This is a genomic window from Aquabacterium sp. NJ1, assembly GCF_000768065.1.
Lineage (GTDB): Bacteria > Pseudomonadota > Gammaproteobacteria > Burkholderiales > Burkholderiaceae_C > Aquabacterium.
Map to the genome: position 1 here is coordinate 3789800 of NZ_JRKM01000001.1, position 13977 is coordinate 3803776.

A 13977-nucleotide genomic window follows, 5' to 3' on the forward strand; every position below is an offset into this window, starting at 1 on the left:
CAGCGCTTTCAACCATGTGTGGTGTGGCGAGCCTGCCGCTGGGCAGCCATGCGGATCTGGTCACTGAGGCTGGGGCGGCCTGTGTCTGGCGGCGAGGACAGGGCGCCTCGGGGGGCGGCCCCGATACGGACCTTGAAGACGCTCACGGCCTCGTGCCCCTGTGCGTCCCTGGCAATGAGCCGGATGGCCAGCTCGCCTCGGACGCCCGGTGGCGGCGTGCCTTCGAAGCGGCCTGTCTGGGGATTGAAGCTCAACCAAGGCGGCAGCGGCTGGCCGTTGGCCTGCACGGCTGCCAACTGGACCAGGGCGTTCGGGTTGGTCTGGGCGAAGGTGTCTGCGGGCACCGAGAAAGCGATCCGCCCGGCGCTGGGCAGGACCTGATCTGGTATCGGGCGGTTGAGGAGCAGGCTGTCGGGCGCACCCGCACGCTGGGGTATCACCATGACCTGGAACAGGCCCTCGCCACCGCGGGTGAGGGCGGGCGCCGGGTTGGGAGCCTCCAGACCGCCGAGGCCTGGTGCTGGAGACGTGGGCAGGACGATGGCGCCACGAGGGGTGATGGCATCGGGCGAGCCTGTGGGCAGGATGACGGCTTGCGTGGCGGGTGACAGGAAGGTGCTGGGGGGGGCCACCACGGGCGGCGCCAGGGGCGTCACGACGATGGTGGGCGCCGACGGAGGTGGTGGCGCGGCGGGCTCGGGCTGCGTGGGGATCACGGGCGTGGGGGCGGCCACATTGAGTGCCCCGGTGGCCGTGGCGCTGTTGCCGGCCGCATCGGTCACGGCTACCGAGACGACAAAGGTGCGGCCCACCGTGAGGGCCAGCGTGCCGCTCACAGGCGTGGCGGTGGCAAGGTCCAGTTGCCACAAGCCGCCTGAGGGTGTGACGTTGTACGTGGCGCCCCCTTCGATGGTGATGGTCATGGCCTCACCGGCCCCCAATGACGCCGAGCCGGACAGCGTGGGGGTGGTGCTGGTGGTGGAGAGGTTGTTGAAGGTGGGCAGGGTGGGGGCCGTGTTGTCGAAGGTATAGGCCTGGCTGGCCACCGGGCCATCGTTGCCGGCCGCATCGCTCACCTTGATGCGGATGGTGCTGCTGCTGGTGAGCGTGGCGCCGTCCCATTGCAATGCGGTACCTGACACCTTGGCGGTGATGTTGACCCAGGTGGCACCGTTGTCCAGCGAGCCCCAGACCACGTCGCTGCCCGCCGGTGCGGCGCTGAGCGTGGCGCTGATGGTCTGCGAGGCCACATTGGTGATGAAGTCAGAGGCGCTGGCGCCGCTGTCATTGGACAGGGTGATGCCGCTGACGGTGATGCTGGGCGCGCTGGTGTCCAGCACATAGGCCTGGCTGGTGGCGCTGCCATCGTTGCCGGCCGCGTCGCTCACCTTCAGGCGCAGCGTGTTGCTGCCCGACAGCGTGACGCCATCCCAGCTCAGCGTGGTGCCTGAGACCTTGCTGGTGATGTCCGTCCAGGTGGCGCCGTTGTCGAGCGAGCCGTAGACGATGTCATTGCCAGCTGGCGCGCTGCTGAGCGTGGCGGTGATGGTCTGTGCCGCGGTGCGCGTGATGAAGTCGCTGTTGCTGACGCCGGTGTCTGCCGACAAAGCCAGGTTGCTGAAGGTGATGGAGGGCGCCGTGGTGTCCAGCACATAGGCCTGGCTGGCCACGCTGCCGTCGTTGCCCACACTGTCGCTGACCTTGAGCTTGAGCGTGTTGCTGCCCGCCAGCGTGACGCCATCCCAGCTCAGCGTGGTGCCGGAGACCTTGCTGGTGATGTCCGTCCAGGTGGCGCCGTTGTCCAGCGAGCCATAGACGATGTCGCTGCCGGCTGGCGCACCGCTGAGCGTGGCGGTGATGGTCTGCGCGGCGGTGCTGGTGATGAAGTCGCTGCTGCTGGTGCCGGTGTCGGCCGAGAGGGCCAGGTTGCTGAAGCTGATAGCGGGGGCCGTGGTGTCGACCACGATGGCCTTGTTGGCGCCCAGCGAGTGGGTGCTGCCTGGCGTGGCCAGGGTGAGCGCGGCGCTCTGGTGGGTGCCGCCCGCATCGGTGATGCTGCCGCCGTTGAGGGCCAGGGCGCTGGTGGTGCTGTAGTCCAGGTCGGCGCTGTTGTTGCCATCGGCGATCACATGGGTGAAGGTCAGCGTGCTGCTGCCCGAGCCGCTGGCGTAGGTGGCCGTGCCGCCATCGTCAAGCGTGAGCGTGGGTATGCCGCCGGTGGTGTCCACGTTGACGGCCTTGCTGAAGTCCACCGTGATGGTGACCGTGTCGCCGGCCTTGTAGCTGCCGTTCGCGGTGCTGGCGCTCACGTCGGTGACGCTGGGCGTCAGGCCATTGACCAGCACCGAGGCCGTGCTGCCCACGCTGTTGAGCGTCAGGGTGGCGTCATTGGTGGCCGCGTCTTGCAGCGTGCCGCCATTGAGCGCCAGGCTGCCCACAGTGATGCCGTCGACATCCTGCTGGCCGGCCTGCACGGTGTAGCGGAACACCAGGCTGCTGGTGCCCGAGCCCGACAGGTAGCTGGCGTACACGGTGCTGCTGCCGATGGTCAGCGCGATGCGGGGTGTGCCGCCCCCGGTGTTCACGGTGACAGCCTCGTCGAACTGCACGCTGAAGTCCAGGTCGCTGCCATCCACATAGGTGCCATTGCCGGGCACCGAGACGGAAGCGACCGTGGGCGCCGTGGTGTCGATCAGGACGTTGCTGGTCGAGCCCACGCTGTTGAGCGTGAGCGTCATGCTGTTGCCGGCCGTGTCGGTGAGCGCGCCGCCGTTGGCCTGCAGCGTATTCACGGCGATGCCGTCGGTGTCCGTGTCACCGGCTTGCACGGTGTAGCTGAACACCAGCGCGCTGCTGCCCGAGCCCGATGCATAGCTGGCGTACACCGTGGTGCCACCCACGTTGAGTGCCAGGCGGGGCGTGCCACCACCGGTGTCCACGGTCACGGCCTCGCTGGTGTTGACGGTGAAGCTCAGGGTGTCGCCGGCCTTGTGCAGGCCGTTGCCCGGCACGGAGACGGAGGACACCGTGGGCGCGGTGGCGTCGATGGTGACACTCAGGCCCGATGAAGCCGAGGACACATTGCCCGCCGCATCGCTGGCCTTGGCCGTGAGCGTGTGGCTGCCGCTGGACAACGTCGACGTGGTGATGGACCAGTTGCCGCCCGTGGCCGTGCCGGTGCCCAGCACCGTGCTGCCATCGGTGTCGTAGAGTGTGACGGTGCTGCCTGATTCGGCCGTGCCGGTGATGGTGGGGGTCGTGGCGCTGGTGATGTTGTCGCTGCTGGATGAGCCGGAGTCCGAGCCCGTGCTGAGATCCGGGGTCGATGGGGCATTGGGGGCGGTGTGGTCCAGCGTGTAGGTCGAGCCCGAGATGTAGCCCGACAGGATGGCCACGCTGTTGCCGTTCTGGATGCCGGTGCCGCTGTTGTTGAGGTCCAGCCGCAGCGTGCCGTCACCGGCCAGCGTGTTGACCGTGACCGTGTAGGTGGTGCCGCTGCCACTGACGCTGGCAATGCTGCCTGAAGCCGTGCCGGTGGCGGTGAGCGCGAAGTCGCTGGCGTCCACGCCGGTCACCGCTTGATCGAAGGTCACCGTGTAGCTGATCGATGAAGCCGAGCCCGCCACGGTGGCGCTGGCTGCCCCGGTGCGGACGATGCTGCTCACGCTGGGGGCATCGACCACCGTGAGCGTGAAGGCCTGGTTGGCCACATTGCCAGCCGTATCGGTGGCCGCCACGTAGATCTTGTAGGTGCCGGCGCTCAATGAGGATCCCCCCACCTGCAGCGAGGTGCCGGAGATGCTGAAGCTGCCGTTGTCGGCGTCATTCGTGCCATTGCCGGCCGCCAGGCTGTATGTGATGCTCAGGCCGTCCGTGGCCGACAGCGTGGCGATGGTGGCACTCGATGTGGCGTTGGCGGACGAGACGGTCGTGCTGTCCAGCGCCAGGCCGGTGGGGGCGCTGGCGTCGATGGTGATGGCCAGGCCGGTCGAAGCCGAAGAGGTGTTGCCTGCCGTATCGCTGGCCTTGGCCGTGAGCGTGTGGCTGCCCGCTGACAGACCCGATGAGGTGATGGACCAGTTGCCGCCGGTGGCCGTGGCGGTGCCCAGGACCGTGCTGCCATCGGTGTCGTAGAGGGTGACGGTGCTGCCTGATTCGGCCGTGCCGGTGAAGGTGGGGGTGGTGTTGCTGGTGAGGTTGTCCGAGTTGGATGTGCCGCTGTCGGTGCCGGTGCTCATGTCCGGCGTGGAGGGCGCGCTGGGCGCGCTGGTGTCCAGCGTATAAGCCTGTGATGACACCGTGCCGTCGTTGCCCGCCCCATCTTGCACCTTGACCTTGAGCGTGTTGCTGCCGCTCAGCGTCTGGCCAGGCAGCGACCAGGTGCTCTGGCCGACGGTGGCCGTGGCAGCCGTCCAGGTGCTGCCGTTGTCCAGCGAGACCAGGACGGTCTCGCCTGTCGCCAGGTTGGCAGACAGCGTGCCCGAGATGGTTTGCGAGGCGCTCGAGGTGATGAAGTCGGTGCTGCTGCCCGTGTCGTTGGAAAAAGCCTTGGTCGCGATGGTGGTTGTGGGGGCCACGTTGTCGACCGTGACATTGCTCGTGTCGGCCGTAGTGGTGGCGTTGCCGGCGTTGTCCGTGGTGGTGACCGACACATTGCGGTTGGCCGTGCCATTGATGGCGCCAGCCACGATGGTGTAGGTGGCCGTCCACGTGCCACTGGAGTTGGATGCCGACACGGCCGAGCCGCCGCCGAAGGCGCTGAAGTCCACCGTGACGCTGGAGAGGGTGTCGCTGTTGTTGTCGCCCCCGGCGGTGTTGTTCCAGGTGGCGGTGACCGTGTCGCCGATCTTGTAGGCGCCGCCGGTGCCGCTGGCCCCGCTGATGCTGATGTTGGCGTCCGTCACCGTGGGCGCGATGTTGTCCACCGTGGCGTTGGTGGTGTCGGCGCTCGTCGTGGCGTTGCCTGCGTTGTCGGTGACCGTGACCGAGATGTTCTTGTTCGCACCGTCGATGGCACCGGACACGATGGTATAGGTGGCTGTCCAGGTACCCGACGAGTTGGATGCCGACACGGCCGAGCCGCCGCCGAAGGCGCTGAAGTCCATGGTGACACTGGAGAGGGTGTCGCTGTTGTTGTCGCCACCCGCCGTGTTGTTCCAGGTGGCGGTGACCGTGTCACCGATCTTGAAGGCGCCGCCGGTGCCGCTGGCACCGCTGATGCTGACGTTGGCGTCGGTCACGGTCGGGGCGACGTTGTCCACGGTGGCGTTCGTGGTGTCGGCTGTGGTGGTGGTGTTGCCCGCGTTGTCGGTGGCGGTGACCGACACGTTCTTGTTGCTGCCATCGATGGCGCCAGCCAGGATGGTGTAGGTGGCGGTCCACGTGCCGCTGGCGTTGATCGCGGCCACGGCCGCGCCGCCGCCGAAGGCGCTGAAGTCCACCGTGACGCTGGAGAGGGTGTCGCTGTTGTTGTCGCCCCCGGCGGTGTTGTTCCAGGTGGCGGTGACCGTGTCGCCGATCTTGTAGGCGCCGCCGGTGCCGCTGGCCCCGCTGATGCTGATGTTGGCGTCCGTCACCGTGGGCGCAATGTTGTCCACCGTGGCGTTGGTGGTGTCGGCGCTTGTCGTGGTGTTGCCTGCGTTGTCGGTGACCGTGACCGAGATGTTCTTGTTCGCGCCGTCGATGGCACCGGACACGATGGTATAGGTGGCTGTCCAGGTGCCCGACGAGTTGGATGCCGATATGGCCGAGCCGCCGCCGAAGGCGCTGAAGTCCATGGTGATACTGGAGAGGGTGTCGCTGTTGTTGTCGCCACCCGCCGTGTTGTTCCAGGTGGCGGTGACCGTGTCACCGATCTTGAAGGCGCCGCCGGTGCCGCTGGCACCGCTGATGCTGACGTTGGCGTCGGTCACTGTGGGCGCGACGTTGTCCACGGTGGCGTTCGTGGTGTCGGCCGTGGTGGCCGAGTTGCCGGCGTTGGAGGCCGTGACCGACACATTGCGGTTGGTGGCGTCGATCGCACCGGACACGATGGTGTAGGTGGCCGTCCAGGTGCCGCTGGAGTTGGATGCCGCCACCGCGGCGGCGCCACCGAACTGGCTGAAATCCATCGTGACACCCGTGACGCCGGCGTTGTTGTCGCCGCCTGCCGTGTTGTTCCAGGTGGCGGTGACGGTGTCACCGATCTTGTAGGCCCCACCCGTGCCGCTGGCACCACTGATGCTGATGCGGGCATCGGTGACCGTGGGCGGTGGCACGTAGGCCTTCACGTCGGTGATGTCGAAGTCGTTCAGCAGCGCGAAGTTCGACGAAGTGATGACAACCTGCTTCACATCATTGATCGCGGTGTTGAAGCCGCTCAGCGAGGTGTAGCTCCCACCCGTGCTGATGCTGCTTTGCGTGAACGATGTCGTGCTGTCGTTGCCATATGTCAGCGCAAACGACAGGCTGCCGGATACCGCGCCCGCCTTGAGGGCGGAAATATCGAAGGTATAACCACTCTCGATGGAAATGGTCAGCTTGATGTCGTTGCCACCCGAGGTGCCCTCGTAGGCATACAAGCCTTCGGCACCTCCGAAAAAGCTGCTGTCGACGCCCAAGCCTCCCGAACCTGTGCCACCCGCGAAGGTGAAATTGCGACTGCTGGAGGTGCGCAGGACCGATAAGTGGGTGTAGTCCATGTCCGCATCTGCCGATGAAAACGAGACCAGGGCCAGCAGCCTGTCGTAGCCCGTCAGCTTCAAGGCTTGCGTTTCAATGCTCCCCGACTGGGCTTCCAGGGCCCAGTTGCCGCCCAGGCGAGCCGCGCCGGTCGCATCAACTGATGCGGCCACATCGGCCCCCGTCAGCTGAGCCAGCCCGCTCAGCAGCGCTTGGCCGTCCGCGCCCGCCCCAATGTCACAGCCATAGAACAGCAGGTCGCCATCTTGCTGAAGGGCCGAGCCGATGATCGCCAGCTCGTCGCGGGTGCTGCTGCTCTTGAGCGAGTCGAGCGTCAAGGCGGCACTGCCCAGTCGCACCGAACCTTCCGTGCCGTGCGAGAGGATGTGGATGGCGTCGTAACCCGCATGGCTGGCGGCCCAGCCCGCGATCTGTGCGAGCCCATCTTTCAAGCCGTCAAACTCGATGACGGCCTTGCCGTCCGCCACAGCGGCTTCCAGGGTTTTGTAGTCGCCCAGGGATGTGTCGATGAACACGGCCTCCTTGCGGCCCTGGTCACGGGCTGGGTCCGCCGCGCGCACCTCCACGGCGCCGGGTGGCAGGGCCAAAGCCTTGATGCCGGCCGCATCCGCCGCAGAGGCCTGTGCAGCATGGCTGGCGTCCACCACCGCGGCACCATCGAACATGTAGCGCTGCTCCAGGCTGCGCAGGTGCACAGCACGCTTGAGCGGTTTGCGGCGGGCGAGATGGTTGCTCATGACAAATCCCTTGGGTGCGTGTGGCGTGCGTGCGTGTGGCGTGCGCGTGACGGACGAGGCTCATGGCGGCGCGAAGCGGGCCAGATGCGCGGCCAGCTTGCGGTCCAGTTCGGGGCGCCAGGACGCCGGCATCACGGCCAGCACCTGGTTTTCAATGGTGGCGGCCAGTGCCTGCTGCGGCGGGGGCAGTTTGCTGGCCCTGGCTGCTTCAATCCACAGGTAGACCTTGGCCAGGTGAGCGGGGGCCAAAGCGCCCGTCTCGGCCTGGACATCGGCGTTGCCATAGAGCACGGCCGTTGGCAGATAGGCCTCCGCGTAGCCGGCGCTGGCAGCGCTTTCCAGCCAGGTCAGCGCGGCGTCTGGTTCGGCTGGGCCGCCTTGCCCCTGAGCCAGCATGAGGCCCAGCCTGTATTGGGCTTCGGGCTGTTGTCGCCGGGCCGCCTGCCCATACCAATAGCGCGCTCTGGCCAGGTCCTGCGGTACATCGGCATCTTGTTCGTAGTAGTGCGCCAGCTGCAGCATGGCCGGTGGCGATTCGGCTTGCGCGGCCTGCGTGCACATGCTCAGTCCGCGTTGAACATCCTGGGCGACACCCTGCCCACGGATGAAGTAGTGCGCGGCCGAGCACAGCGACAGCCAGTGCCCATCGTTGGCGGCCCGCTCGTACCAATGGAGGGCACGGGCGATGTCCTGCTCGCGCCCGATGCCCTGCGCCAGGCAGTCTGCCCACAGATGCTCGGCATACGGCACGTGCTGCCCGGCAGCCTTGCTGAACCAGTTGCAGGCTGCGACCTGGTCAACGGGCCTGCCCCAGCCCTGCTGCAGGAACTGGCCAACCACGAACTGGGCCAAGGGGTTGCCACGTTCGGCCAGATGGTGATAGCGCTGCCAGGCTTCGCCATGGTGGCCTGCGGTCAGCGCTGCCTGGGCGGCTTGCAGTTCCTGCTGTGCCGAATGCCGGCCTTGCGCCTGGAGCGCACTGGGCGTCATCAGCACACAGGCCGTCGTCATGCCGAGCAGGAGAAGGCGTTTCATGATCTCGGGCCCGTGCTCAGTTCCGGCTGGGGTACAAGCCTTGCACGGCGATGAACACATTCATCGGCAGGTAAGGCGGCATGGCGTTGAGCGGCGTGGTGGCGGGCTGGGAGGCCACCTCGGTGCTGCCCGAGAGTGCCACGGTGGGCAGGCCCGACAGGGTGGTCGTCAGGTTGCCGGTGACCGTGGTCGTCGGGTTGCCGGTGAAGGTCACAGGGGCGGTTCCGCTGATGCTGCCTGATGCCATCGAGACGTCCGGTGTGCTGCTGGCGTAAATCCTGTTGGCCGGGCCTTGTGGCGTGGCCAGAGCACCGCCGCTGGCCGAGGCCGAGCCCGCATTGCCGCTGTAGCCTTTGAGCGTCAGGCTGGACGCGTTGGCGGAGGCAGTGACGCCGCTCAGCGTGGTGGTGGCCGTCAAGCCGGTTGTGGTGGTGGTCGCAGCCAGGTTGCCCAGCGTGACCGTGGTCCTGCCCAAGGCGCCCAGCGCATGAACGTGCGGGGCAACCGGCACATTGGCTGGCTGCAAGGTGATGCTGTAGTTGCCACCCGCTACGCCCACGGCGAAGTTGGCCTGGCCGGGGGGCTGCCCTGCGCCCACGATGACACGGCCGCGCAGGTCAGGCAGGAGGAAGTTGGTGCGGCCGTCTCCGCCAAAGGTGGTGCCCAGCAGCGAGAACAAGGCCTGATTGGTGTTGACGGGCATCGACGTGCCGACTGCGGGCATGAAGCCTTGCAGATTGGTCCACGGGATGGCCATCACGCAGATCGATGCCAGCAAAGGTTCGGAAGAGCAGGCCTGGCAACTGGTGACGGCGCCCAGACAGGCCCCGCCGATCGCTGTGACATGCAAGACCGTACGGCGCAGAGTGGTTGAACACAACATGAGACGCTCCTGACACATGGTGGACCAGGTCATGGTCATGCTCGAACCACTGAGCATGTGGCCCGGCGCGGCCTGGTTCGCGCGCGGGTGATGCTGATGAGGTCTGATTCAGGGGCCGCTCGGCGGTGTCACCAACACCCTTCCGCTCATGCCCGCGATGAGTTCCTGAAAGCGGCCATCCACGACGGCCGACAGCTTGATCGACTGGCTCACCGGGTCGACTCGGGCACCGATGCGCTGTACCTTGGCGGGGTAGGTCTTGCCGGTTTCGTCGATGAGCACCTGAAAGCGCTGCTGGGGCTTGAGCCACACCAGCCACTTGCTGGGCACGATGAACTCGAGCTCCAGCGCGCTGTCATCGATGATGTCCAGCAAGGGCTGGCCCGCTTGCACGAACTGTTGCTCGCGCACCTTCTGCTCGGCCACGCGGCCCGAGAAGGGCGCCGTGATGCTGCACTTCGACAGCATCACCATGTAGGACGCCACCTCGGCGCGCGCCTTGGCCAGCTCGGCCTGAGACACATCCAGCTCGACCTTGCCGACCGCGTTGAGATCGGCCAGGCGCTGATTGGCCTTCCAGGTCTTGTCTGCCGCATCTTGCGCGGCCTGGGCCTTGCTCAGCTGGGTCTGCTGCAAGGCGCAGTCGAAGCCAACGAGCTTGTCGCCAGCCTTGAAGCGGGCGCCTTCCACCACGGGCAGCTGCTTGACCTTGGCCCCGATCTCGGCGGCCAGCGTGGTGTAGCGGCGCGGCATCAACTGGGCCCGGATCTCGCGCTTGTCCAGCGCATTGGCCGACATGGCCGAGGAGGGTGGCACGCTGGCCTTGATGACTTGGCCCCATGCACCGGCGGGTGCTGTCACCACGCATGCCAGGACTACAGGGCCGCACCATGCGGTCAACAGGCGATGGGGGGGGCGACTTGAGAACATGGCGTTGGCCTGTGGCATGGGTGAGGCCCGCGTTCAATGTGCATCCGCACCGGAGGCGTGGAGCTGGTCTGGCTCGGCCGGTGGGGTGAGCGCCGCCGATACCTTGAGGGTCAGCTCGTCCAGCGACAGTTGCCGCCCATCTGGCACTTGTGGTTCCAGGCCCAAGGTGGCCTGCAGGCGACCGGCGGCTGCTTGCATCTGGGCCAGGGCCTGGTAGCGGCGCAACTGGCTCACGATGGCGGCCGTGTTGTTGCTCACCCGGTCCAGCTTGGTCTGGGTTTGCGCTTGTTCACGCAGGGCCACCTGGCTGGCGATCTCCTTGTCCACCTTCCAGATGGCGTCTGCCCGTTCGAATTGCAGTACGGCGTTGCCGTACTGCAGCCTGGCCACATGCAACTGGGTCATCAAAGCCATCTGCGTGGCCATGCGCTGCTGCTCGGCGAGTGCCACACCGGCGTCCGCCAGGCGCATCTGCGAGGGGGCCGCAAACAGGCCCAGCAGGTTGAAGGAGATCTGCGCGCCGGCCTCGTTCCAGTTCTGGTTGATCAGGTAGCTGTCGTTGCTGTTGTTGACGCTGTAGCTGAAGGAGATGCCCGGGAACATCTTGAGCATGGCGCGGCGTGTCTCCAGGCGGGCGATGCGGGCGTTGTAGAGCGACATGCGCAGGTCCGCGTTGTGGACGATGGCTTGTTCTTCCATCTGCTCCACGGGCATGTCCAGCAGGGCGCGGTCGGCATTTTCATCCGGCTCGGTCACCGTGATGGCTTGGCCCAGGGGCAGGTTCACCAGCGAGGCCAGCTCGATCTGCGCGGTCGACAACTCCTGCTCGATGGTTTCCAGCAGGCGCAGGTTCTCCAGCAATTGGCGCTGGTAGCGCAGCGGCTCCTGTGGGTTGCGCACCCGTTCATTGCTGACCTTGCGCGCATCGTTGAGGGCATCTTCGCTATCGGCAATGGTGCTGCGCACGCTGTCACGCAGCTTCTGGGCACCGGCCGTGCGCCAGAAAGCGGTGCGCACGTCCTGGATCAGGGTGTGCATGGCCTTGCGGCGCTGTTCGGTGGCCACCAGCACGCGGTCGGCGTTCTGTCTGCTGGCGTAATAGCTTTGCCCGAAGTCCAGCAGGCTCCATGTGAAGGTCAGGCCCGTGGTGGTGGCCGATCGGTCACTGGAGATGAAGGGGTTGGCCAGCGAGGGCTGCCCGGTCACGGAGTCCGTGCTGCGGGTGATGAGGTCCTTGTTGCGGTCGCGGTAACCCGCAGAGGCCACCAGCTTGGGCAGCATGTCGTACTGGCCGGCATCGAACTGCCCTTGGGCGACCGCCTCGGCCATCATCTGCACGCGCCGGTTCAGGTTGTACTTCAGCGCACGCGCAATGGCTTCGTCCAGCGTCAGCGGGCCTTTCAAGGGCTCGATGCCTTGCTGCATCTGCTGACGGTCCGCGGCGGCCGCTTGCTTGATCTCAGCGGTGGTCAGTGGTTCGGGCTTGAGCGAGGCGCAACCGCCGAGCAGCGCAATGGCGCAGGCAGTGGCCAAGACCCATGACAGGCGTTGAAATGGGGCCAACATGAGGGCGTTCCTCTCTGGCTTGGGCACCCACTCCTACACAGGAGAGGAGGCCACTTTGAGGGCCACGCATACACCCTGATTGCGCGGTATGGAGGCCCTCATCATGGCGTTTTTTGGGTGAGCTCGACACCCTAGGGGAAACACGTAGTTGACACTTTGCGAGTGTGCCAACCGGGTTGAGGCCTCAAGCCGACAGCCGTTCCCAGCGCTCCAGCAGCGTCATCAGTTCTTCGTCGATGACCTCCACGCGTGCATGCATGGCGGCCACGTTGGCGCCTTCCTTGCGGTAGATGTCCGGGTCGGCCAGTTGCTTGTTGAGCTCGGCCTGTTCGGTCTCCAGGGCCTCAATGCGTGCGGGCAGTTCCTCAAGCTCGCGCTGCTCCTTGTAGCTGAGCTTGCGCTTGGGCTGGGCCACCACGGGTGCTGCGGGTGCCACAGGCGCTGCCGTGTCTGCTGCCACGGCCACCGGCGTGCGCGTGTTCGCTTCCGGTGCTTGTTTGCTGGAGGTGGCAATGGTGGCCGCACCCGGCTTGCCGGCCGAGATGGCCTTGGCGCGGCGTGACTGGATCAGCCAGTCTTCCACGCCGCCTTCGTATTCGCGCCAGGCGCCATCGCCCTCGGCCACCAGCGTGCTGGTGACCACGTTGTCCAGGAAGCGCCGGTCATGGCTGACCAGGAACACTGTGCCGGGGTACTCGTCCAGCAGGTCTTCCAGCAGGTCGAGCGTGTCGATGTCCAGGTCGTTGGTGGGCTCGTCGAGCACCAGCACATTGGAGGGCTTGGCGAACAGGCGCGCCAGCAGCAGGCGGTTGCGCTCACCGCCGCTCAAGGTGCGCACGGGCGAATTGGCGCGGGCCGGCGAGAACAGGAAGTCCTGCAGGTAGCCCATCACATGCTTGCGCGAGCCGTTGATCTCGATCCACTCGCTGCCCGGGCTGATGAAGTCGGCCAGGGTGGCGTCCAGGTTGAGGTTGTCGCGCATCTGGTCGAAGTAGGCGACGTTCAGGTTGGCGCCTTGTTTGACGGTGCCGCTGTCAGGCGCCAGCTCGCCCAGGATCATCTTGAGCAGCGTGGTCTTGCCCGCACCATTGGGGCCGACCAGGCCGACCTTGTCACCACGCAGGATGGTGCCCGTGAAGCCCTTGACCACGGCGCGGCCGTTGTAGCTCTTGCTGACGTTGTCGAGCTCGGCCACGATCTTGCCGCTGCGGTCGCCTTGCGAGACTTCCATCCTGGCGCGGCCCACCACATCTCGGCGGGATGCGCGGGCACTGCGCAGGTCTTCCAGGCGCTTGATGCGGGCCACCGAGCGCGTGCGGCGGGCTTCCACACCCTTGCGGATCCAGACTTCCTCTTGCGCCAGCAGCTTGTCGAAGCGTGCGTTGGCCAGGGCCTCGTCGGCCAGTTGCTGCTCTTTGAGTGTGACGTAGGCCGCGAAGTTGCCGGGATACGAGCGCAGGATGCCGCGGTCCAGCTCCACGATGCGGGTGCAGACGTTGTCCAGGAAGGCTCGGTCGTGCGAGATCAGCACGATGCTGCCTTTGAAGGCCACCAGCAGTTCTTCCAGCCAGGTGATGGCGTCCAGGTCCAGGTGGTTGGTGGGTTCGTCCAGCAGCAGCACATCGGGGCTGGCCACCAGCGAGCGGGCCAGGGCCACGCGTTTCTTGGTGCCGCCCGACAGGCCATCGATCGGCAGGTTGGCGTCCAGGTGCAGGCGCTGCAGGGTCTCGTCGACGCGTTGCTCCCAGTTCCAGCCATTTCGCGCTTCGATGAAGGTCATCAGCGCATCCAGGTCATCGCCTTCGGCGTGGGCCTCGAAACGTTCGCGTGCGGCCTTGACGTCGGCCAGGCCTTCACTGACGGTGCTGAACACCGTTGCGCCCTCTGAAAAGCTGGGCTCCTGCGGCACGTAGGACACCTCGATGCCGCTCTGAATCTGCAACTGCCCGTCATCGGGCTTTTCCAGGCCGGCCATGATCTTGAGCAGCGAGGACTTGCCCGTGCCATTGCGGCCGATCAGGCCGACACGCTCGCCGGTTTCCAGCGAGAACGCAGTGTGGTCAAGCAGGGCGACGTGGCCAAAAGCCAGGCAGGCGTCGCTCAGGGTCAAAACAGCCATGTGAAATCCAGTCAGGGGGCAACCCG

Annotated in this window: 6 protein-coding genes; all 6 read right to left on the reverse strand. The window is 66.3% G+C overall.

Features of this window, described 5'->3' with window-relative positions; all coding sequences use genetic code 11:
• Window positions 1-8 precede the first annotated feature (8 nt).
• The 6 genes from JY96_RS22460 to JY96_RS16280 all read right to left on the reverse strand — a co-directional run bounded on the left by JY96_RS22460 (window position 9) and on the right by JY96_RS16280 (window position 13951).
• A complete protein-coding gene (locus JY96_RS22460) occupies window positions 9-7418 on the reverse strand; it encodes an Ig-like domain-containing protein (protein WP_052162629.1) in 7410 nt (2469 codons plus the stop codon).
• A gap of 60 nt (window positions 7419-7478) precedes the next feature.
• Window positions 7479-8453, reverse strand: coding sequence for a tetratricopeptide repeat protein (locus JY96_RS16260; RefSeq protein ID WP_235333955.1), 975 nt, complete (start codon window positions 8451-8453; stop codon window positions 7479-7481).
• Between the two features lie 16 nt (window positions 8454-8469).
• Window positions 8470-9336: a phage tail protein gene (locus JY96_RS16265; RefSeq protein ID WP_161784351.1), complete on the reverse strand. Its 867-nt coding sequence runs from the start codon at window positions 9334-9336 to the stop codon at window positions 8470-8472.
• Window positions 9337-9444: 108 nt separating this feature from the next.
• Entirely contained in the window at window positions 9445-10197 is a 753-nt protein-coding gene (locus tag JY96_RS16270) for an efflux RND transporter periplasmic adaptor subunit (protein WP_235333956.1), read from the reverse strand.
• Between the two features lie 102 nt (window positions 10198-10299).
• Window positions 10300-11832, reverse strand: coding sequence for a TolC family protein (locus JY96_RS16275; RefSeq protein WP_052162631.1), 1533 nt, complete (start codon window positions 11830-11832; stop codon window positions 10300-10302).
• Between the two features lie 184 nt (window positions 11833-12016).
• The gene (locus JY96_RS16280; RefSeq protein WP_035039048.1) at window positions 12017-13951 is read right to left on the reverse strand and encodes an ATP-binding cassette domain-containing protein; all 1935 of its coding nucleotides are present in this window, start codon (window positions 13949-13951) and stop codon (window positions 12017-12019) included.
• Window positions 13952-13977: the final 26 nt, after the last annotated feature.

Excerpts from the sequence above, each read along its gene's own strand:
- JY96_RS22460 (WP_052162629.1), bottom strand. The coding sequence starts at position 7,418 with ATGAGCAACCATCTCGCCCGCCGCAAACCGCTCAAGCGTGCTGTGCAC.
- JY96_RS16260 (WP_235333955.1), bottom strand. The coding sequence starts at position 8,453 with ATGAAACGCCTTCTCCTGCTCGGCATGACGACGGCCTGTGTGCTGATG.
- JY96_RS16265 (WP_161784351.1), bottom strand. The coding sequence starts at position 9,336 with ATGTTGTGTTCAACCACTCTGCGCCGTACGGTCTTGCATGTCACAGCG.
- JY96_RS16275 (WP_052162631.1), bottom strand. The coding sequence starts at position 11,832 with ATGTTGGCCCCATTTCAACGCCTGTCATGGGTCTTGGCCACTGCCTGC.
- JY96_RS16280 (WP_035039048.1), bottom strand. The coding sequence starts at position 13,951 with ATGGCTGTTTTGACCCTGAGCGACGCCTGCCTGGCTTTTGGCCACGTC.